General features: G+C 59.6%; 18 protein-coding genes. 14 read left to right on the top strand and 4 right to left on the bottom strand.

What is annotated here, in order from left to right; all coding sequences use genetic code 11:
• The first annotated feature begins 13 nt into the window (after nucleotides 1–13).
• The 7 genes from B0G52_RS21130 to B0G52_RS21100 all read left to right on the top strand — a co-directional run bounded on the left by B0G52_RS21130 (nucleotide 14) and on the right by B0G52_RS21100 (nucleotide 8,490).
• Nucleotides 14–907 carry a carbohydrate ABC transporter permease gene (locus tag B0G52_RS21130; RefSeq protein ID WP_094047369.1) on the top strand — a complete coding sequence of 298 codons (894 nt, stop codon included), beginning with the start codon at nucleotides 14–16 and terminating at the stop codon, nucleotides 905–907.
• Between the two features lie 60 nt (nucleotides 908–967).
• A complete protein-coding gene (locus B0G52_RS21125; protein WP_094047368.1) occupies nucleotides 968–2,638 on the top strand; it encodes an extracellular solute-binding protein in 1,671 nt (556 codons plus the stop codon).
• A gap of 38 nt (nucleotides 2,639–2,676) precedes the next feature.
• Nucleotides 2,677–3,657, top strand: coding sequence for an N-acetylglucosamine kinase (locus tag B0G52_RS21120; protein WP_094047367.1), 981 nt, complete (start codon nucleotides 2,677–2,679; stop codon nucleotides 3,655–3,657).
• Nucleotides 3,654–4,958, top strand: a complete 1,305-nt coding sequence (locus B0G52_RS21115) for a 6-phospho-beta-glucosidase (protein ID WP_094047366.1) — start codon at nucleotides 3,654–3,656, stop codon at nucleotides 4,956–4,958. Before B0G52_RS21120 ends, B0G52_RS21115 begins: the two co-directional genes overlap by 4 nt.
• 285 nt (nucleotides 4,959–5,243) lie before the next feature.
• Nucleotides 5,244–6,623: an ABC transporter substrate-binding protein gene (locus tag B0G52_RS21110; protein WP_094047365.1), complete on the top strand. Its 1,380-nt coding sequence runs from the start codon at nucleotides 5,244–5,246 to the stop codon at nucleotides 6,621–6,623.
• A gap of 115 nt (nucleotides 6,624–6,738) precedes the next feature.
• On the top strand, nucleotides 6,739–7,632 hold the full coding sequence (locus B0G52_RS21105) for a carbohydrate ABC transporter permease (RefSeq protein ID WP_094047364.1): 894 nt from the start codon (nucleotides 6,739–6,741) through the stop codon (nucleotides 7,630–7,632).
• A 15-nt stretch (nucleotides 7,633–7,647) separates the two neighbouring features.
• The gene (locus B0G52_RS21100) at nucleotides 7,648–8,490 is read left to right on the top strand and encodes a carbohydrate ABC transporter permease (protein WP_094047363.1); all 843 of its coding nucleotides are present in this window, start codon (nucleotides 7,648–7,650) and stop codon (nucleotides 8,488–8,490) included.
• 314 nt (nucleotides 8,491–8,804) lie between these two features.
• On the opposite strand, the gene B0G52_RS21095 is transcribed toward B0G52_RS21100, so the two are convergent.
• The 4 genes from B0G52_RS21095 to B0G52_RS21080 all read right to left on the bottom strand — a co-directional run bounded on the left by B0G52_RS21095 (nucleotide 8,805) and on the right by B0G52_RS21080 (nucleotide 12,361).
• Complete coding sequence (locus B0G52_RS21095; protein WP_094047362.1) at nucleotides 8,805–9,881, bottom strand: phosphodiester glycosidase family protein; 1,077 nt, start codon at nucleotides 9,879–9,881, stop codon at nucleotides 8,805–8,807.
• Nucleotides 9,878–10,318: a hypothetical protein gene (locus tag B0G52_RS21090; protein WP_233162891.1), complete on the bottom strand. Its 441-nt coding sequence runs from the start codon at nucleotides 10,316–10,318 to the stop codon at nucleotides 9,878–9,880. Before B0G52_RS21090 ends, B0G52_RS21095 begins: the two co-directional genes overlap by 4 nt.
• Nucleotides 10,319–10,500: 182 nt before the next feature.
• Entirely contained in the window at nucleotides 10,501–11,379 is an 879-nt protein-coding gene (locus B0G52_RS21085) for a tetratricopeptide repeat protein (RefSeq protein WP_094047361.1), read from the bottom strand.
• A 13-nt stretch (nucleotides 11,380–11,392) separates the two neighbouring features.
• Nucleotides 11,393–12,361, bottom strand: coding sequence for an ATP-binding protein (locus B0G52_RS21080; protein WP_094047360.1), 969 nt, complete (start codon nucleotides 12,359–12,361; stop codon nucleotides 11,393–11,395).
• A gap of 192 nt (nucleotides 12,362–12,553) precedes the next feature.
• On the opposite strand from B0G52_RS21080, the gene B0G52_RS21075 reads away from it, so the two are divergent.
• The 7 genes from B0G52_RS21075 to phnE (B0G52_RS21045) all read left to right on the top strand — a co-directional run bounded on the left by B0G52_RS21075 (nucleotide 12,554) and on the right by phnE (B0G52_RS21045) (nucleotide 19,661).
• A complete protein-coding gene (locus tag B0G52_RS21075) occupies nucleotides 12,554–13,417 on the top strand; it encodes a DUF72 domain-containing protein (protein WP_094047448.1) in 864 nt (287 codons plus the stop codon).
• A gap of 20 nt (nucleotides 13,418–13,437) precedes the next feature.
• Nucleotides 13,438–14,424, top strand: a complete 987-nt coding sequence (locus tag B0G52_RS21070) for a Gfo/Idh/MocA family protein (protein ID WP_094047447.1) — start codon at nucleotides 13,438–13,440, stop codon at nucleotides 14,422–14,424.
• Between the two features lie 3 nt (nucleotides 14,425–14,427).
• Nucleotides 14,428–15,585, top strand: a complete 1,158-nt coding sequence (locus B0G52_RS21065) for an MFS transporter (RefSeq protein ID WP_094047359.1) — start codon at nucleotides 14,428–14,430, stop codon at nucleotides 15,583–15,585.
• Between the two features lie 2 nt (nucleotides 15,586–15,587).
• Nucleotides 15,588–16,988 (top strand): sialate O-acetylesterase, encoded by a 1,401-nt coding sequence (locus B0G52_RS21060; RefSeq protein WP_094047358.1) that lies wholly within the window; start codon nucleotides 15,588–15,590, stop codon nucleotides 16,986–16,988.
• Nucleotides 16,989–17,273: 285 nt separating this feature from the next.
• Nucleotides 17,274–18,056: a phosphonate ABC transporter ATP-binding protein gene (gene phnC / locus B0G52_RS21055; protein ID WP_094047357.1), complete on the top strand. Its 783-nt coding sequence runs from the start codon at nucleotides 17,274–17,276 to the stop codon at nucleotides 18,054–18,056.
• Between the two features lie 34 nt (nucleotides 18,057–18,090).
• Nucleotides 18,091–18,837 carry a phosphonate ABC transporter, permease protein PhnE gene (gene phnE, locus B0G52_RS21050; protein ID WP_094047446.1) on the top strand — a complete coding sequence of 249 codons (747 nt, stop codon included), beginning with the start codon at nucleotides 18,091–18,093 and terminating at the stop codon, nucleotides 18,835–18,837.
• Complete coding sequence (gene phnE / locus B0G52_RS21045; protein WP_094047356.1) at nucleotides 18,834–19,661, top strand: phosphonate ABC transporter, permease protein PhnE; 828 nt, start codon at nucleotides 18,834–18,836, stop codon at nucleotides 19,659–19,661. Before phnE (B0G52_RS21050) ends, phnE (B0G52_RS21045) begins: the two co-directional genes overlap by 4 nt.
• Nucleotides 19,662–19,665 lie beyond the last annotated feature (4 nt).

The raw sequence follows: 19,665 nt of genomic DNA, 5'->3' as shown, positions 1-19,665 counted from the left end.
GGAGGAATTGCACATGAAGCTGTCAACCGGCGATCGGGTTTTCGTCGCCGCCATCTATATCGCGCTTGCCATCGTAGGATTTACCGCTTTCTATCCGTTCTGGAACGCGGCGGTCGTCTCCTTCAATTCGGGGGCGGATACGCTGAAGGGCGGAATTACTTTCTGGCCTCGGGCGTTCACGCTCGAAAATTACCGGGTCGTGTTCGAGGACGCGCGCCTGATAGACGGGTTCGTCATCTCTATCTTGCGAACGCTCGTCGGGACGGCCTGCTCGATTGCCGCGACGGCGGTATTCGCTTACGGCATGACGAAGAAGGAGCTCATCGGACGCAAGGCGTACATGGTGGCGTGCATCGTCACGATGTACTTCAGCGGCGGGCTCATTCCCAGCTACCTGCTCATCCGCGAGCTCGGCCTGATGAATTCGTTCTGGGTCATGGTCGTGCCGGGACTGATCAGCGTGTGGAATATGATCGTGTTCCGGACCTTTTTCGCGGGCTTGCCCGCGGGGCTGGAGGAGTCCGCGAAAATCGACGGATGCTCGAATTGGGGCATTCTCGTCCGCATCGTTCTGCCGCTGTCCGGCCCCGTCCTGGCGACACTGTCGCTGTTCACGGCCGTCTATCACTGGAACGACTGGTTCGCCCCGAGCATCTATATCACGAACGCGGACCTGCTGCCGATTCAGACGAAGCTCCAGCAGATTCTCAATTCGAACATCATGCATGAGCAGCTGGCGCAGATGGACAGTTCGGCAAGCAGCCATATGGGCCGAATGCGCTCGGTAACGACGAAGTCTCTGTCGATGGCCACGATGATGGTGGCTACGGTTCCGATTCTCTGCGTCTATCCGTTCGTGCAGAAATACTTCGTGAAAGGCGTCCTGATCGGTTCGTTGAAGGAATGACCAGGGGTTCAAAAGCTTGCGCTTTTAACCATAGATAATCATTCGAAGGGAGTCATGGCCATGGCATTTCGGAAGAGAGCATTGCATCTGGCGCTCGCGGCGGCGTTGACGGGAACGGCAGCATTGACGGGCTGCGCGAAGAACGAGGGATCTTCTTCGTCCCCGTCCCCGGGAAGTTCCGCCCCGCCGGCAAGTTCGGCCTCGGAGGAGGCGGGCGCGGGGTTCGCGTTGGGCGAGCAGCCGCTCGAATTTTCGTTCTACGGACATTACGACTGGTACACGATGCCGCCCTGGGGCGAGGACTTGGCGACGAAATGGATCAAGGAGAACAAGAAGGTTAACGTCGTTCCGGTCAGCTCGGGCGGCAACGCGAAGCAGAAGATGAGCACGATGATCGTCTCCGGGGAACTGCCCGACGTGATCTGGATGGAGCGGGGGGCGGACGTGGAGAAGCTTCGTTCCGAAGGCATGCTCGTGCCGTTCGACGATTACCTGGATAAATATCCGAATTTGAAAAAGTGGGCGGGCGAATCCACGCTCGACATGCTGCGTTCGCCCGACGGCAAGATCTATCAGTTTCCGAACTGGTACACGACGCAGCCGAACGGCAATTCGGGCTACTTGGTCAACAAGAAAATCTACGAGGAGCTCGGCTCGCCAAGTCTGGAGACGACGGACGACTTGTACGCGTACTTGCGGCAGGTGAAGGAGAGCTACCCGGACGTCGTGCCGTTCGAAGTCGGCCAGGGAGCGGAAGGCATCGACATTCTGACGTCGGCGTTCGCGGAAAACCGTCCGTATCTGTACAGCAGCCTGCACATGTTGGCGGTGCCGTCCGGCGACCGGCTGACGTCCGTGTTTGCCGATCCGGTGTTCCGCGAGACGCTGCAATTGGCGAACAAGCTGTACCGGGAGAAGCTGATGACGCAGGACGCCTTCACGCAGAAGCTGGAGCAGGTCGAGCAGAAGGTCGTGACGGGCAAGATCGCCGTCTATGCCGCTTCCAGTCCGACGGAATTCGGCTCCAAAGGCAACGCGGCTCTGTCGTCTGAGGACCCGAGCGCGGGCTACATCATCGTATGGCCGATTCACAAGGCGGGGTTGGACCGCAACAAAATCTTCCCCGGCGACTACAAGCAGCTGGGATGGAACGTCAGCGTCATTACGAAGGCGGCGAAGGACCCCGAAGCGATCTTCGCTTTCCTGGACTGGTTCACGGGCCCGGAAGGGCAGCGCACGATCATGTGGGGACCGGAGGGCTTGTATTGGGAAGGGACGGACGACGAGGAAGCGCCGCTGTTCACCGACAAGTTCACGAGCGATCCGCAAGGACGCGACGAGCTGATGAACTCGACGGTCAACTTCCAATGGAACGGCAATACCGTGTACGTGGACCGCTCGAAAACGAAGTTCGAATCGACGCTTCCGCCGGAAAAACGCAACTGGGAAACGCGCTGGCAGACGGAAATCACGTGGAAGACGCAATACAACACGACGGAGTTCGTGAATCTCGCTCCCGCCGGAGATTCCGACGAAGGCATCATCTCGCAGAGCGTCATCGAGATCTATGAAAAGGCGAAAGCCAAAGCGGTCATCGGAGCCAAGTCGGAAGACGAAGTGCTGGCCGTTCTCGATCAGGCGGAGAAGGACGCTCAGAAAGCCGGCTACGATCGCTTGCTGGAGTACAAAACGAACAAGTGGCGCGATAATTTGAAAATGCTTAACCCTTAAGCGGATTAAAATACGAACAGACATAGGAGAGAACCTACTTGGCTTATTATTTGGGCATAGACGGAGGAGGCAGCAAAACGTTGGCCGTCGTCGCCGACGCGGAAGGACGGATCGTCGGGCGCGGCCGCAGCGGCTGCGGCAATCATCAGCTCGACGCCGCGCTGGCCGAGCGGAATATCGCGGAAGCCGCGGCAGACGCTATGCGCGAGGCGGGACTGAGCCTTGCGGATATTCGCTTCGCGACGTTCGGCCTGGCCGGAGCGGACCGCGAAGCGGACTACCGCGTCCTGCGTCCGATGATTGCGCGGCTCGGCTTTGAGCGCCACACGATCGTCTGCGATACGGTCATCGGCTTGCGGGCCGGCACGAGACAGCCGGACGGCGTCGTGCTTGTCTGCGGCAGCGGGACGAACTGCTACGGGATCAACGGCCGCGGCGAGGAGTTTCAGGTCGGCGGCTTCGGCTACGCCTTCGGAGACTTCGGCGGAGGCAGCGAATTGGCCGTGGAAGTGTTCCGCTCGGTCATTCGCTCCTGGGAAGGCCGGGAGAGCGCCACGCTGCTGACGGACGCGACGATCCGGGAGCTGGGCTACGGCTCCGTGGACGCCATGTTTCACGGGTTTCTGGACGAGGGGCGGGAGATTCCGCACCGGTTGGCCAAGCTGCTCTTCGAGGTCGCGGAGAAGGATCGGGTCGCCCGTGTCATCTTGGAGAGACAGGGAGCCGAGCTGGGCAAGGCGGCGGGCGCGGTCATTCGGAAGCTCGGCATGGAAGATGCCCGCTTCGATCTCGTCTTGATCGGCAGCATCCTTACCCGGGGCGACAACCGGTACGTCGTTCCTTCCATTGAGCGGGAGATTCGGGCGATCGCGGAACGCTGCACGTTGCGGACGCTGGAGACGGAGCCGGTCGCGGGAGCGATACTGCTGGCGTTGGAGCGTTCAGGTGCGGTCGTCTCTGATCGCGTCTACGACAATCTGAATCGGTCGCTGGCCGTTAGAGAGGAGAAGCCTGCATGAGCGCGAAGCTGAAGGTCGCCGTCATCGGCGGCGGATCGTCGTATACGCCCGAATTGATCGAAGGCTTCATCGCCAACTACGAGACGCTCCCCGTCTCGGAGATCGCGCTCGTCGACATTCCGGAAGGCCGGCGCAAGCTGGATATCGTCGGCAGCCTCGCGCAGCGGATGATCGCCAAATCCGGCCTGCCGATCGAAGTCAAGCCGACGCTCGACCGGCGTTCGGCCTTGGACGGGGCGGCGTACGTCTCGACGCAGATGCGGGTGGGACAATTGGACGCCCGCGCGCGGGACGAGGCCATCCCCTTGAAGTACGGGATGATCGGCCAGGAGACGACCGGCCCCGGGGGCATGATGAAGGGACTGCGCACGATTCCCGTGCTGCTCGACATTTGCGGGGAGATGGAGGAGTTGTGCCCCGAAGCATGGCTGCTGAACTTCACCAACCCGGCCGGCATGGTGACGGAAGCGATCCATAAGCATTCCCGCATTCGTTCGATTGGGCTGTGCAACTCTCCGATCGCGGCGTACAAGTGGCTGTCGTCCCTGTATTCCGTCCCGGCCGAGCGGATCTATTGCGAATTCGTCGGCCTGAACCATCTGCATTGGATCAGCCGGATCGAAGTCGACGGCCGGCCCAAGCTCTCCGAACTGCTGGACGAAAGCGCGGGATACACGGCCAAGAACGCCTCCCCGTACGCGTGGAACTCGGCTCTCGTTCGTTCTCTCGGCGCGATTCCGTCCTACTACTTGAAATATGTCTACTTGCAGCGGGAGATGCTGGCGGAGCAGCAGGCGGCCGCCCTTCGGGGCGAGACGCGCGCGGAGACGGTCAAACGGCTCGAAGACGAGCTGTTCCGGATTTACGAGAATCCCGATCTGGCCGAGAAGCCGAAGCAGCTTGAGCAGAGGGGAGGGGCTTATTACTCGGAGGCAGCCGTTAATCTGATGAACTCCCTTTACAACGGAAGCGGGGATGTTCAGACGCTCAACGTGCGCAACGGCGGCATTCTGGATTTTCTCCCCGACGATGCGTGCATCGAGACGAATTGCCGCGTCGGCAAGCAGGGACCCGAGCCTCTGCCTGTGACGGCGGTTCCGCCCGCGGTCAGAGGGCTGATCGCCGCGGTGAAAACTTACGAAGGGCTGGCGATCGAAGCGGCGGTGACGGGAGACAAGGAGACGGCTTTGCTGGCGCTGGCGCATCACCCCCTCGTCCCTTCCGCCAACGATGCGGAGCGGCTGCTGGAAGAGATGCTGCAAGCGAACAGGGCGTATTTGCCGAAGTTTTTCCCTGAATGAGGATAACGAGGGGAGCGTTTCGCCGTTCCCCTTACGAGATGGTGAGAGTCGTATCCGATTCGTTGTTTCCCTCACGCGACGCGGACGGCTCATCCGCTTCTTCGTTCCCTTGACGCGACTCGGGAGGCGCTTCTGCACCGTCGTCCTTTTTAGGTGATGCGGGAAGCGTATCCATTTCATCATTGAAGTAGAAACGTAAGCGTTGACAGTGGATGGCTTACCCCGTACTATATAATTAGTCCAGTGGACTAATTAATTAAGCGATATTCAAAGGAGAGGTCTGACATGGAGATCAGAAAGACGTTGGGCACGGTTCTAACTCTGGCACTTATCCTTGTTCTTGCGGCTTGCGGAGGCGGCGGCAAAGAGAAACAGACGGCTTCGGGCGGCGATACCCCAAGCTCCTCGAACGCTTCTCCGGCATCTCCGGATGCCTCGCCGGTCACGCCGGCGGAATCTTCGGACGCGCAGCTGGAAGGAGATTTCGAAATTCAATACTTCGTCGGAGGATACGGGGACGCTTGGTGGAAAGACGTCATCGCCCAATTCCAGGAGCTCCATCCGAACTTGAAGATCAAGCAGTCCGCGGGACCGAAAATCAACGAGCAGATGAAGCCGAGATGGATTCAAGGAAGCCCTCCGGACGTCGTGTATATTGACGGCGCGGGTTCGAATCCGAGGCAGATGATCGAGGACGATCAGCTTCTCGATCTGTCCGATTGGATCGGCCAAGCGACGAATGTCGACGGGGAGAAAATTTTGGACGTCATGATCGCGCAGCCGGAGCAATACGGCGGCAAGACGTACAATATCCCGCTCGTGTTCGGCTCCTACGGGACGTTCTACGATAAGGCGCTGTTCGCGAAGAACGGCTGGGAGGCTCCGTCGACCTACGAGGAATTCCTGACGCTTAGCGAGAAGATCAAAGCCGCGGGCATCAGCCCTTACATCCATACGGGCGTCTATCCCGACTACATTCTCGGAGGTTTCCTCTATCCGGCGATTATCTCGGCCAACGGGGACGACGGACAGATTTTGCAAGACATGGGCGACATGAAGGAGGGCGTCTTTGCCAGCGAGCCCGTCATGAAGGCGCTCAACCAGCTTGCCGAGACCGGTTCCAAAGGCTTCATCGACCAAGGAGCGCCGGCGCTGAACCATACCGATTCGCAAATGCTGTTCCTGCAGCGCAAAGCCGCGATGATCCCGAACGGTCTGTGGCTGGAGAGCGAGATGAAGAACGATGCGCCGGCCGATTTTGAATACGGTTTCGTCCCTTCGGTGACGCAATCCGCGGGGGGCAAATACGTCGCTCTTCCTTACACGAGCACGATGGCCGTGGCGAAGAAAGCGAAAAATCCGGAAGCGGCCAAAGCGTTCATCCAGTTTATTTTCACGAAGCAAGCTTCCTTGAACTGGGCCGAGAAGACGGGGGCCCTCATGAACGTGAAGGTCGATCTCGAATCGTCCAGCGCCGGGGAGACGGCGAAGAACGCCATGAAATATTACAGCAGCGACAACACGCTCGTAGCGCCGGTCGTCGTCTTCAACGCCGACGTGTTCAAAGTGATGTGCGACGCGACGGTAGCGCTGTCGGTCAACAAGATTACGCCGGAGCAATGGGCGGAGCGCGTCGAGGCCGCTGCTGCCAAAGCGAGAAAATAAAGCCGTCCGGCTGAAAGAAGCCGAAGGAAGATCAACCGCCAATAAGCCGATCGCAGGACGGTCGCGCTTGTTGGCGTTCGGTCTTCCGCAGCGTACCGGAAAGGAGAATAAGCCGATGTCCCGTCAATTGCAGAGAAAGCTGTTCATCGCGGCGTTTCTCGTTCCTACTTTTTTGTTTTTCAGCGTGTTCGTGCTGTACCCGGTCGCCAAGGGAGCCCATATTTCCCTGTTCGATTGGTCCGGGAGCTCGGAGCATATGACTTACGTCGGCTTGGACAATTTCAAGGAGATCGTCCGCGATCCCATCGTGTGGAAGGCGATCGGCAACGATTACTTCCTCGTGCTCGGCAAAACGATCGGCATCGTCCTGCTGGCCACCTTCTTCGCGGTAGCGGTTACCCGATTGCGCATTCGGGGAGCTTCCTTTTTTCGCATCGCCTTCTTTATTCCGAACATCATCTCCATCGTGGTAATCGGCGTGCTGTGGAGATTCGTCTACAACCCGAGCATCGGCTTTCTCAATTCGTTCCTGTCGCTGTTCGCGGCCGAGCCGGTGAACCGTCCTTGGCTGGGAGAAGAGGGGACTGCGCTGTGGTCGATTCTGTGGCCTTCGATCTGGGCGGGAATCGGGTTTTATTTCCTGCTGCTGGTCGCGGCGATCATGGGCATTCCCGCCTCGTTGTACGAAGCCGCGGAGATCGACGGGGCCAAGCAAGGACGCCAATTTTGGACGATTACCCTTCCTCTCGTCTGGGAACAGGTCAAAGTGAGCGTCCTTCACATCGTCATGACGACGCTGAACGGGTCGTTCGTGATGGTGCTGCTCATGACGGAAGGGGGACCCGACAATTCGACGCAGGTGCTCGGCTCGTATTTGTACCAGATGGGCTTCCGGCAATTCCATATGGGATACGCCGCCGCGCTCGGGGTAGTCATCCTGATCGTGTCCTTGCTCACGACGCTTGTCCTGCAGCGCCTGCTGCGGCGGGATACGGTCGAATACTCATAATAAGGAGGCATCCCCATGCTGAATCAACCTTCCAGAGCGCTTAAGGCGGTTGCCTTCCTGATTCTGTCCGTATGGGCCGCCGCCGTGCTGTATCCGCTGCTCTGGACGTTCCTGAGCGCGTTGAAGGACAATCCGCAATTTCTGACGAACAAGCCGTGGGCGCTCCCGGAGACGCCGCTGTTGTGGAAGCATTTCACCTACGTTTGGCAGACGTACAACTTCGGGAGTTACTTCATGAACTCGGTGCTCGTTACCGTCGTCAGCTCGATCGCGGCGATCGTTCTGTCGGCTTCGACCGCCTACGTCTTCTCCCGGTTCGAATTTCGCGGAAGCCGCCTGCTGTACGTCGCGTACTTGTCCGCGATGATGATTCCGCTCATTTTGGGATTGATCCCGCTCTTCTTCTTATTGGACGATTTCGGATTGATCAACAAGCTGGGCGGACTGGCGATTGTCTATACCGCATGGGCGATTCCTTTCGGGGTTTTCGTTCTGGGCGGCTTCTTCAAGTCGCTGCCCAAGGAATTGGAGGAGGCTGCATACATAGACGGGGCGGGTTACTTCCGGACTTTCTTCCAGATCATGCTGCCGATGGCCAAGTCCGGCCTCGTGACGGTGACGATCGTGAACGCGCTGAATAACTGGAACGAGTATATTATGGGAACGGTGTTCATCAATGATCCAACCCAATATACGCTGCCGGTCGGCATCGCGATCATGCAGGCCGAGATGCAGTACCGCACGGAATGGGGGCCGCTGTTCGCGGGCTTGCTGATCTCCATGGCCCCCGTGCTGCTCATGTACATGTTTTTCCAGCGGCAGATCGTCTCGGGCCTGACGGCCGGCGCAATCAAGTAAGGCAGGCCGGCTGCCGGAAGGGGCTGTCTCATAAGTAAGGGCGTACAAGATTGTCGATGAAAAGAAGGTGGGCATCTATCTCCCGGAGACTGCCTCATACGGTCCTGAAATCACCTCTTAACGGGTTTACCGTTCCCATTTCAGGATCACGCTTTTGGGGCCCCCGCAAAGTAATCGGAATAAGCTTCGAAGCTTAACGTCACTTTGTGGGGTATCTTGCATCGGAGGGAGATAGATGCCCATGAACATCCATCCATCGATAATCGTTCTGTACGCCTCAGTTTACTTATGAGACAGCCCCACTTTTGCGCCGGTCAGGCAAAAAATAAGAAGTTTGTAGGAAGCTTGCGAAGCTGGCCGTCGGACGGATTGTTGATGACGCGCCCGTTCCAGACGAGAGACGTCGAGCCGCCGCCGTCGAGGTTGTAGCCGTTAATCGCCCCGAAGCGCTTCAGCAAAATTTGCATCTCCGCCAGCGTTGCGCCCGAGCTGCCTTTCTCGTTGTAGCCGTCGACGACGAGGAACAGCAGCTGGTCGTCCTTGTAATTGGCGATGACCGTGCGCGGGGCCCGTTTCGGGCTTGTCTGCCACTTGGCCGGAATTTCCGCGGACCGCCCGTTCTGCAGCAGAATCGGCACGAAAGAAGCGCCGAACTTCGGGCTCTTCGCGTCGAGCTGCGACTTGTTCGAGAATTTGCCGCCGATCAGCTTGTTGCTCTCGTTCATGCCGACGAAGAACAGGTCCTTGTACGTCGGCTGGAACCCGCCTACGTATTCGCCGTCGACGATCGTCGTTCCAAGCGGATACCGCTTGCCGCCGCCGTCCGCGAAGCCGCCGCCGTTGATCCCGATGGCGGCTTTGTACCGTTTGACCGCCTCGAGCGTCGTTTCCGCCCCGCCTTGAACGTCCTTGCCGAGCACGAGCTTCATGGCGTCTTCCTTCTTCAGCTTGATTTTCAGCGCGTAGCCGTTGAAGTGCTGGGTGTTCAAGGGGAACAATTGCGCCGTCAGCTTGTCCGAATTCATCGTGGAGGCCGGCTTGCCAAGCTTGCTCGTAATGCGCTTGTCGTAGATTTGGTAAGGCCGCGCGGCTTGCTTGGAGGCGACTTCGGCAATCTGGTTCATGTCGGCGTTCGTCTTGTTGTACAGCGCGATCTGCTTCTTGATCGATTGGCCGGTGCCTTGGGCCAGAAGCTCGGCCTGACTCAAGCCGTCCATTACCGGGGCGGTGTTCGCGCTCAGATCGGACGATTGCGCTTCATGCGCCGGGTAAGCCGAGTCGGACAGCGCAAGCTCGACGTTGGAGACGAGCAGCCAGGCCAGCAGACCGAGAAAAGGAGCGGTCGCCAGGAGCAGCGTCCGGTTCATCGATCGGATGGAGGCGCTGCTCATTTCAGCACGTCCAAACTCTTTTTCAGCTCGTTAAGCTGCTTTTTCACTTCCGCGAGCTGCGTGTACAGCTTGTTGCTGTTGTCGGTTTTCGTATCGGCGTTGTCCTTGGCGAAGGTGAGCAGTTCATTTAACGTCTGCACCTGGCCGTCCAACTGCGCCATTTGCTCCTGAAAATCGGTTTTCAGCTCTGCGATCCGACTCTCGTAATCTTGCTGCATCGCCGCGATCTGCGCGGCGGTCTGCCGTTCCAGATTCGCGGACACCTGCTGCTGAATCCGGTCGGAATACCATTTCGTTCCGTAGACGCCCCCGGCGATCAGGGCCAGCCACAATAGGACGAAGAAGAACGCGGCGCCCTTGCGCCTGCGCCTGGACGATCTCTCTCTGTAAGTGTCGGCAGGTACGGTCTGGTTTGTCTCCACTCCCAAATCTCTCATCTCTCTTTTTCTTGCACCTCTCTTGTTGTCTATCGATATCCGCAGACTTCAGAATAGTTTGTCGAATTATGAACGCAGAACAAGCCGTAAAGTTGCACCCGTCTTGGGATTGTAACATACTTTCGAACGGAAGATGCCGTTCGGGACGGAATAGGTTCTTACCAATAAGTTCCGGCCGGAACTCAGTCCTTCCCGCCCCGCGGGGCTCGCCGAAAGCCGAAGACCTTTACGTGCACGAGCCATTTGCTGACCCAGTACGACGCGATATACAGCACGATGAAGACGACGAGAAGCGGGCGGAACAGCAGCCAGCAGGCGACCCAGAGGAGAAGAATTTGCCAGGGCTTCATTCTCTTGAGGAAGTTCGGGAGCAGCAGGATCCGGTAAAACCAGTACGATTTCTGCAGCGTCTCCAAATATTCGTCGCGCGTTTGCTGGTTGTCGGGATCCAGGCGAACCGCGGCGCTCATTCGCTCCAGCGCCTGCTTATAGTCGCTTCTCTGATCGGCCGCCCAGCCGGTGTAGAGCAGCACTTGCACGTTCTCCGGCTCTTCTCTCAACGCGGTTCTCTCCGCTTCCATGGATGCGTTGTACTCTCCGGACAGCGCGGCCGCGTACGAATAAACCGCGTAGCTCTCGGCGGAATGGTCCAAAGCGACGGCTTGCAGAAGCAGGTCCCTGGCTTCAGTTACGTTTTTCGACATCAGCAGGTATTGGGCCTTTAAACGATAGATATAGCCATCTTCCGGAAATAACCGCAGCATCTCCTCGGCGGTTCGCTTGAACGGCTCCCAATTTTCTCGCTCGTAATAGACGAACAGCCGGGTTTTCCACGCCAGCTCCAATTCGGGATCCCGCGCAAGCGCCTCTCCGCTCCAATGGAGCGCCTTGTCCATGTCGAGAAATCGGTATACGTAGGCCAGCCAAGCAAGCGCCTCGGCATCGTCCGGATCCTGCCGGATCCATTCCTCCGCTTCGCTCAGGGCGTCCTTATACCGCTCCCAAGAGAGTAACTGCAAGATTTTATGCAAATACGGATGGCGGACTTGAAGGTGTTCCACCGGCGATTCCTCCTCAACGCAGCCTATGCTCTTTCATATAATCCAGCACGACTTGATAGTCTTTGTTCGAGTCGCTGAAGGTGGCGTAGTTTTTGGCCGTTTGAAACCACTCCAGCGTGGAAGGCTTTCTTTGTTTCAAGCTTTGCGAGAGATCGTCGTTCGTGATCGGTTGGATGCTGCCGGATTGCAGCGATCTCCGAAGAGCCGATTGCGTTGCCTCGTCCACGAGCCGGTTCAAGTCCGCCCCCGAGAAAAGGTTCGTCTGCGACGAAAGCTTGCGGAAGTCGAGCTCCTGCTGCGGTTTTCCCGACGTTTTCAGCCGGAGGATCGTTTCCCGTTCCGCTGCGCCGGGAGGGGCGACGAAAGCCAATTGGTTGAACCGTCCGGGCCGCCGCAGGGCCGTGTCCAAGTACCAGGGCGTATTCGTTGCCCCGATGACAAATACCTCTTGATTAAAGGAGTGCAATCCGTCGAGCTCGATCAGCAGTTGGTTAACGAGCATGCGTTCATGATGCTGGCGCATCTGGTGGCGGCTGCCCCCCAGCGCGTCCAACTCGTCGATAAACAGCACGCAAGGCTTCTCCGCGCGCGCCTTCTCGAACAGATCGTGCAGGTTGTGCTCGCTCTCTCCGATATACATCGATAGAATCGCCTGCAATTCGAGATGGATGAAGTTCGCTTTGATCTCCCCGGCGACCGCCCGGGCGAGGAACGTTTTGCCGCAGCCGGGCGGACCGTAGAGTAGCAGGCTTCCGCCGGCTTGCATGCCGAACGCCTGGAACATCTCGGGCTGCTGAAGGGGAAGAATGAAGTTCATGCGTATCGTCTGCTTCACTTCCTCCAAACCGCCGACGTCTGCGAACGTCGTGACGGGCTGCTCCGTCTCCACGAGCGATTGCTTGTCTTTGTCGAAATGGATAACCTTGAGTTTGGGACGTTCTTTGTTCTTTTTCTCGTCGTCGAAAATGGTGATCGCTCCCATCAATAGAATGCATTTTACACCTATTCGTCAAAATGGGACAAAAATCCTTTTGTATAATGTATCAGGAAACGCAGGTTCGGAATGAACGTCTCGCAGCATTCCAGGCGGGCGCTTGATGAAAGGAAGCGAAACCGATAGACTCGTTGTAGGATGTCGAATCGGAGCGCGATCGACGGGAAGGAGGACGCCGCCGTGATTGTCATAGGATTGACCGGGTGGGGAGACCACGACCCGCTGTACCCCCCGGGGACGCCGGCGAAGGACAAGCTTAAAGGGTATGCCAGGCATTTCGCCATCGTGGAGATGGACAGCGCCTTCTACGCGGTGCAGCCTCCGGACAGGATGGCGCGCTACGCCGAGGAGACGCCGGAGGGCTTCGGCTTCGTCGTCAAAGCCTACCAGGGCATGACAGGCCATCTGCGAGGCAAGCCCTATTACGAGAACGACAACGACATGTACGGCGCGCTGCGGGACAGCTTGACTCCGCTTCGGGAAGCTGGCAAGCTGACGGCGGCGCTGTTCCAATATCCTCCCTGGTTCGATTGCATGAAAGAGAACGTTCGCTTGCTGCGCGAGACGAAGAAGAGGATGGAAGGTTTTCCGTGCGCGCTCGAGTTCAGGCATCAGAGCTGGTTCGTGCCGGAGATGAGGGAGAGGACGCTTGCGTTCATGCGTGACGAGGGCTGGATTCACAGCGTCTGCGACGAACCGCAGGCCGGCGTCGGCTCGATCCCGATCGTTCCGGTGGCGACCAGCCCGGATTACACGCTCGTCCGCCTGCACGGCCGGAACGTCGGGGGCTGGAACCAGAGCGGCAACGCCAATTGGCGGGAAGTCCGCTACCTGTACGATTACAATGAGAGCGAATTGGACGAGTGGACCGCGATCGTTCGGCGCCTGGCGGAGCAAAGCCGGACGGTGGGCGTCATTTTCAACAACAATTCGGGCGGGCATGCGGCGGGCAACGCCAAGCAGCTGATGCGCATGCTGGGACAGCCCGTATACGAGCTTCCGGTCGTTCGCGAGCCGGAGCAACTTGATTTGTTCAACTTATAGAGACGAAGGGATTGGCGAACATGCTTAGATTCGGCATTATCGGAACGAACTGGATTACGGACGACTTCATCGACGCGGCGAAGAGGAACGACGATATCGCGCTGACGGCGGTATTCTCCCGAACGGAGGACAAGGGCCGCGCGTTCGCGGACAAGCACGGCATTCCGCACGTCTATACGGATCTGGAGCGGTTCGCGTTGTCAGACGAGTTCGACGCCGTCTATATCGCGAGCCCGAATGCCGCCCATGCCGATCAAGCGATTGTGTGCATGAGCCAAGGCAAGCACGTGCTGTGCGAGAAGCCGCTCGCCTCCAACGCGCGCGAGGTGCGCCGAGTGGTCGAGGCGGCCAAAGCAAGCGGCGTGCTGCTGATGGAGGCGATGAAGTCGACGTTCACGCCGACGTTCCGGGCGGTGCGGGACAATCTGCATAAGATCGGGACGGTGCGCCGCTATTCCGGCAGCTACTGCCAATATTCGTCGCGCTACGATCTGTACAAGCGGGGAGAGCTGCCGAACGCGTTTAATCCGGCATTGTCGAACGGCGCGCTCATGGACCTCGGCGTCTATTGCATCTACCCGCTCGTCGTGCTGTTCGGAGCGCCGGAGCGGATACAGGCGAGCGCCTTCAAGCTGGCATCCGGCGCGGACGGGGCGGGCAGCCTGCTGCTCGGCTACGAGGGGATGGACGCGGTCGTGCACTACTCGAAGATCGTCGACTCCTACAACAGCGCCGAGATCCAAGGAGAGAACGGAACGATCGTATTCGATAAAATCAGCCGTCCGGACACGGCGCACCTCCGTTATCGCGACGGATCGGTCGAGGAGCTGACGCAGCCTCAGGAGGACAACGCGATGTACTACGAGGTGCGGGAATTCGCCGATCTGATCGCGGCCGGGAAGCTCGAGTCCGACGCGAACTCTTACGACAACTCGATCAAGGTCATGGAGCTGATGGACGAAGCCCGCAGGCAAATGGGGCTCGTCTACCCGGCGGACAAGGAGTAACGCGTGTCGGTCGTCAACAGGCTTCGTGCTTTTAACTTTCTGTACTTCGCCATGTTCGCGCTGTTCCTGTCGTTCCTTCCCGTCTATGCCGCGAAGGTCGGCATATCGGGAACGCACATCGGGTTCGTGCTCGGCGTGGGCAGCTTCGTCAGCATCGTCTCCCAGCCGCTGTGGGGAATGGTCAGCGACAGGACGAAGACGATCAAGAAGCTGCTGCTGCTTCTGCTGCTCGTGTCCATCCTGTGCGGCACGCTGCTGTTCCAAGCGGATCGCGTATGGAGCCTGCTCTTGCTGGTCGTGCTGATGAACGTCTTCTTCCTGCCGACCGATCCGCTCGTCGAGAGCCTGAACTTCCAGACGTCGGCGCGGGAGCGGGTCGGCTACGGCTCGGTCCGCATGTTCGGAGCGCTTGGCTATGCCTGCGTCTCGTTGACGGCAGGGTATGCGCTGAACTCGTGGGGAATGGGCAGCCTGTCATGGATCTTCCTCGGCGTCGGCTGCGCGGCGCTGCTCCAGGCGTTCGGGCTGGCGGACGTGCAGGCTTCGGCGTCTCGCGCGTCCTTTCGCCGTCTGGGACAATTTTTCTCCCAGCGGGAGACGCTGCTGTTTTTCCTGATCGTGCTGATCGTGGCGGTGCCGCACAAGATGAACGATACGTTCATCGGGCTCTACGTGGAACAGTTGGGCGGGGACGTGCGGCTGACGGGAATGTCGTGGTTCGTCATGACGATCGTGGAGACGGTGATGTTCGCGTTCGTCTCCCGGATCATCAAGCCCGGCAAGGAAACGGCCTGGATGACGGCCGCGGCGGGCATGTACGCGCTGCGATTCGCGCTCAGCTCGATGGTCGGCAGCGCCTACGGGCTTGTCGCTTTGCAGGTTTTTCAAGGATTGACGTTCGTCATTTTCTACGTCGGCGCTTTGCAGTATTTGTACCGGATCGTGCCGGAGCAGTGGAAGTCGACCGGACAGACGGCGATGACGGTGACCTTCTTCGGCCTATCGGGCATCGTCGGCTCGACAGCCGGAGGCTGGGTGTTCGACGAGTTCGGCGGAGCCGCGCTGTATCGGGGAATGGCGGCCATGGCGCTGCTCGGACTGCTGCTCGGCGTCTATCTGGTCAAGAGACCGTCGGCAAATCTATCTCGGCGAGGGGAATAATCGTGGAAAATAAACAAATCGGAGTCATCGTGGAGCAAGGGCCGCGGGATTGGGCGATCGTGCAGCAGAGGAACGGTTCGGCGGTCATCGGGCTGTCCGGGAAGTGGCGCACGGACGAGCCGGCGCGCGAGGCGCAGGCGTACGCCCGGGTCGTTCGCGAAGAAAGCGCGGAGACGGTCGTCGATTGGACGAAGGCGGAGATGACGGACGACCGCGGCTGGCGCGTCGTCTTGGACAACGTTCCGTCCGGCGGCCTGTACCGGATCGAGACGTGTTTGCGGATCGACGGCAATCCCGCGCTGGAGTGGGCCGTTCGCGGCGACATGATCCACCACGTCGGCGTCGGCGATCTGTGGATTATCGCAGGGCAGAGCAATGCGGCCGGCTACGGCAAAGGCCCGATCAACGATCCGCCGGAGCTCGGCATCCATCTGCTGCGCAACAGCGGCAGGTGGGACCTCGCCAGCCATCCTTTTAACGAGTCGACAAATACGCTTCATATCGAAAATCGGGAGACGGCGAACCCGGGGCATTCTCCTTTTCTCGCTTTTGCGAAGCTGTTGAAAAGAGAGACGGGTTATCCGATCGGCCTCGTGCAGACGGCGCTCGGCGGGTCGCCGCTGAGGGCGTGGAATCCCGGGGAGGACGGGACGCTCTACCGCAACATGCTGAACATCGTGCGCTCCGCGGGCGGTTCCGCGAGAGGCGTCGTCTGGTATCAAGGGTGCAGCGACTGTTATCCGGGAGATTCCGAGTCTTACGGGGAACGCTTCCGGAAGATGGTCGAGCAATGGCGGGCCGATCTCGGCGATTCGGAGCTTCCGTTCGCTACCGTGCAATTGAATCGGTACACGGGCAGCGATACGACGGAGGAGGACGACCGGGGGTGGGGGCTCGTGCGCGAGCATCAGCGCGTCGCCGCTCGCGATATCCCCGGCGTGACGGTCGTCCCGGCGATCGATAGTCCGCTCTCCGACGAGATTCACAACAGTCCGGCCGGCAATCTGTTGATCGGAGAGCGCATGGCCCGGGCCGTGCTCGCATCCGTCTACGGCAAGGACGTTCACTTCCGAGCCCCGGAGATCGCCGGCGCGCGCTACGATGCGTCCTCGGAGGATGACGGAACGCCCGTCGTCGAGCTGACGTACGACCATGTCGGCGGCTACCTGCTGACAATAGGACCTAATCAGCCTGTGTTCACGATAGAGGACGAGGCAGGACGGGCGGAGATCGCAGCCTGGTCGATCTCCGCCCGCAGCGCGATCCGGATTGCGCTGAAGCGTCCGCTTCAGGGCCGGGCGTTCATCCATGCCGGCTTCGAAAGAAATCCGGCCGCCTACTATCCGCTCGACAGCTTGACGTATATGCCACCGCTCTCTTTTTATCGTTTTCCGATCGGGTAATCAACAGGCGGGTCCGGCACGGAGCAAGGTCTCCGACGCCCGTCCCGCCTGCTCCTCCCAGCCAGTCTCCCGCTTTCGCGCATGACCGTTCGCCACCTTCGTTCGCAATTCTTCTCTCTCCATCAAACCAATGTAAATAGAATGTAAAATTATCATCCTAATGTTAAATTTTTCAATATCAATAGGATTGCACCTGCCCGCGACGAACTACAAAAGGGAAGAAGCGCATCGATCGACAGAGACACGCGCGCTTCGACATTCGGATAGCGGAGGTCGTTCGGACAGATGATTGAATTCAAGCGGGTAAGCAAGGTGTATCCCGGGGGCACGGTAGGCTTGAGCAAAATCGACCTGACGATCGGGAAGGGCGAGTTCGTCGTCATCGTCGGCTTGTCCGGCGCGGGCAAGTCGACGCTGCTGCGTTCGGTCAACCGCCTGCACGAGATTACGTCGGGAGAGATTTTCATAGACGGGCAGTCGATCACCGCGGCGAGAGGGAAGCAGCTCCGAATGATGAGGCGGAGCATCGGCATGATCTTCCAGAGCTTCAACCTCGTCAAGCGGTCGACGGTGCTGCGCAACGCGCTGGCCGGCCGGGTCGGCTACCATTCGACGCTGCGCACGATGCTGGGCTTGTTCCCGAAGGAGGACATGGAGCTGGCGTTCGACGCGCTGCGGAGGGTCAACATGCTGGACAAAGCGTATCAGCGCGCCGACCAGCTGTCCGGAGGCCAGCAGCAGCGCGTGTCGATCGCCAGGGCGCTGGCCCAGCAGCCCAAAATCATTCTCGCGGACGAGCCGGTCGCCTCGCTCGATCCGCTGACGACGCGCCAGGTCATGGACGACTTGCGCCGCATCAACCGGGAGACGGGCATTACGACGGTCGTCAACCTGCATTACGTCGATCTGGCCCGGGAATACGCGACGCGGATTGTCGGAGTGCGCGCGGGCGAGATCGTGTTCGACGGCGCCGCGGCCCAAGCGACGGACGAAGCGTTCGCGGACATCTACGGCCGCCCGGTGTCGGAAGAGGAACGGTTGGGAGGCAGAGCCGTTGAAGCCGTCTAGACCGCAGGCCCTTCCGCCTAAGCCGCCGACCGGCATGAAGTCCTGGCTGACGGCGGCGCTGCTGCTCGCCATCCTGTGGCTGTGCGCCCGGGAGACGGAGGCCTCCTTAAGCGAGCTCGCGCGCGGTATTCCGGAGATGGGCAAGTTTTTCGCCAAAATGGTTCCGCCGGATTGGGCCTACTTCCGCGTCGTCTGGAAGCCGATGATCGAGACGGTGCAGATGGCGATACTCGGAACGACGTTCGGGGCGCTGCTGGCGCTGCCGGTCTCTTTCCTGGCCGCGAGCAATGTGACTAAGCTTAGATTGCTGCGCGCGCCTGCCAAATTCGCGCTTAACCTGTCGCGCACGATTCCCGATCTGCTGTTCGCCGCCTTGTTCGCGGCCGTCTTCGGCTACGGTCCGCTTGCAGGCACGCTGGCGCTCACCTTTTTCTCGTTCGGGATTTTGTCCAAATGGGCGTACGAGGCGATCGAGACGGTCGACGACGGACCGATGGAAGCGATGACCGCGGTCGGCGCGAACAAGCTTCAGTGGATTCATTACGGCGTCGTCTCCCAGGTCGTGGGCCAGTTCGTCGGCTTTGCGCTGTACATGTTCGAGATCAACATTCGCGCCGCGGCCATTCTCGGCTTCGTCGGAGCGGGCGGCATCGGCATCTACTTGAACCGGACGCTCGGAATGTTCCGCTACGACCAGACGCTGCTCATTATTTTGTTCACGCTCGCGATCGTCGTCGCCATCGATGCCGCCAGCTCCAGAATCAGGGGGAAACTCGCATGAACTATCCTCATCCATCGGCAGCGCCCAAGCCGCCCAAGCCGTTCTACGCTCGCCCGCGCACGTGGCTCTGGCTTGCGATTGCGGCGGCTGTCTACGGCTGGGCGTTCAGCGGCATTCCGTTCTCCGGAATCAAAGAAACCGCCTGGCAGATTACGAAGGCGGTCGTCGCGGGCTTGTTCCATCCTGATTGGAACTACGTGTATTTGGCGGAGGGTGAGGACTTGCTTCGCGGACTGGGCGAGACGCTGGCGATCGCCGTGCTCGGAACGGCAATCTCGGTCGTGCTCACGATCCCGTTCGCTCTGTGGGCGGCGCGCAATCTGGTCAAGCTGCGGCTGCTCTCCGGCGCATCCGCTTTTACGCTCAGCCTCATCCGTACGTTCCCGGACATCATTATGGCGATCATTTTCATTAAGGCCGTCGGCCCCGGCGCGTTCGCGGGCGTGCTGACGGTCGGACTCAATTCCGTCGGCATGCTGGGCAAGCTGAACGCAGAGGCGTTGGAGGAGCTGGACATGGGGCCTTCGGAAGCGCTGAAGGCGTGCGGAGCGACCCGGCTGCAGACGATCTGGCATGCCATCGTGCCGCAGGCGATTCCGTTCTATCTGTCGTTCGCGCTGTTCCGGCTGGAGATCAACGTTCGGTCGGCCGCCATTCTAGGCGCGGTGGGGGCGGGCGGCATCGGAACGCCGCTCATCTTCGCTCTGGAGGGCCGGAGCTGGAGCCGCGTCGGCATCATTCTGCTCGGCATCATCGTGCTCGTCACCGCGATCGACTGGATCTCCGGCAAGCTGAGGAAGAGATTGGTGGAAGGCAAGAGCTGATCGG

Source organism: Cohnella sp. SGD-V74, assembly GCF_003001675.1.
In the GTDB taxonomy this organism is placed as follows: domain Bacteria; phylum Bacillota; class Bacilli; order Paenibacillales; family Paenibacillaceae; genus Cohnella.
The sequence above is the reverse complement of the archived record's forward strand: the minus strand, read 5'-3'. Positions and strand labels throughout refer to the sequence as shown.

What these genes read in the sequence shown, in the direction of transcription:
- B0G52_RS21095 (WP_094047362.1), bottom strand. Translation starts at nt 9,881, where the DNA reads ATGAGCAGCGCCTCCATCCGATCGATGAACCGGACGCTGCTCCTGGCG.
- B0G52_RS21105 (WP_094047364.1), top strand. Translation starts at nt 6,739, where the DNA reads ATGTCCCGTCAATTGCAGAGAAAGCTGTTCATCGCGGCGTTTCTCGTT.
- B0G52_RS21090 (WP_233162891.1), bottom strand. Translation starts at nt 10,318, where the DNA reads ATGAGAGATTTGGGAGTGGAGACAAACCAGACCGTACCTGCCGACACT.
- phnE (WP_094047446.1), top strand. Translation starts at nt 18,091, where the DNA reads ATGAAGTCCTGGCTGACGGCGGCGCTGCTGCTCGCCATCCTGTGGCTG.
- B0G52_RS21100 (WP_094047363.1), top strand. Translation starts at nt 7,648, where the DNA reads ATGCTGAATCAACCTTCCAGAGCGCTTAAGGCGGTTGCCTTCCTGATT.
- B0G52_RS21080 (WP_094047360.1), bottom strand. Translation starts at nt 12,361, where the DNA reads ATGGGAGCGATCACCATTTTCGACGACGAGAAAAAGAACAAAGAACGT.
- phnC (WP_094047357.1), top strand. Translation starts at nt 17,274, where the DNA reads ATGATTGAATTCAAGCGGGTAAGCAAGGTGTATCCCGGGGGCACGGTA.
- B0G52_RS21125 (WP_094047368.1), top strand. Translation starts at nt 968, where the DNA reads ATGGCATTTCGGAAGAGAGCATTGCATCTGGCGCTCGCGGCGGCGTTG.
- B0G52_RS21070 (WP_094047447.1), top strand. Translation starts at nt 13,438, where the DNA reads ATGCTTAGATTCGGCATTATCGGAACGAACTGGATTACGGACGACTTC.
- B0G52_RS21110 (WP_094047365.1), top strand. Translation starts at nt 5,244, where the DNA reads ATGGAGATCAGAAAGACGTTGGGCACGGTTCTAACTCTGGCACTTATC.
- B0G52_RS21130 (WP_094047369.1), top strand. Translation starts at nt 14, where the DNA reads ATGAAGCTGTCAACCGGCGATCGGGTTTTCGTCGCCGCCATCTATATC.
- phnE (WP_094047356.1), top strand. Translation starts at nt 18,834, where the DNA reads ATGAACTATCCTCATCCATCGGCAGCGCCCAAGCCGCCCAAGCCGTTC.
- B0G52_RS21115 (WP_094047366.1), top strand. Translation starts at nt 3,654, where the DNA reads ATGAGCGCGAAGCTGAAGGTCGCCGTCATCGGCGGCGGATCGTCGTAT.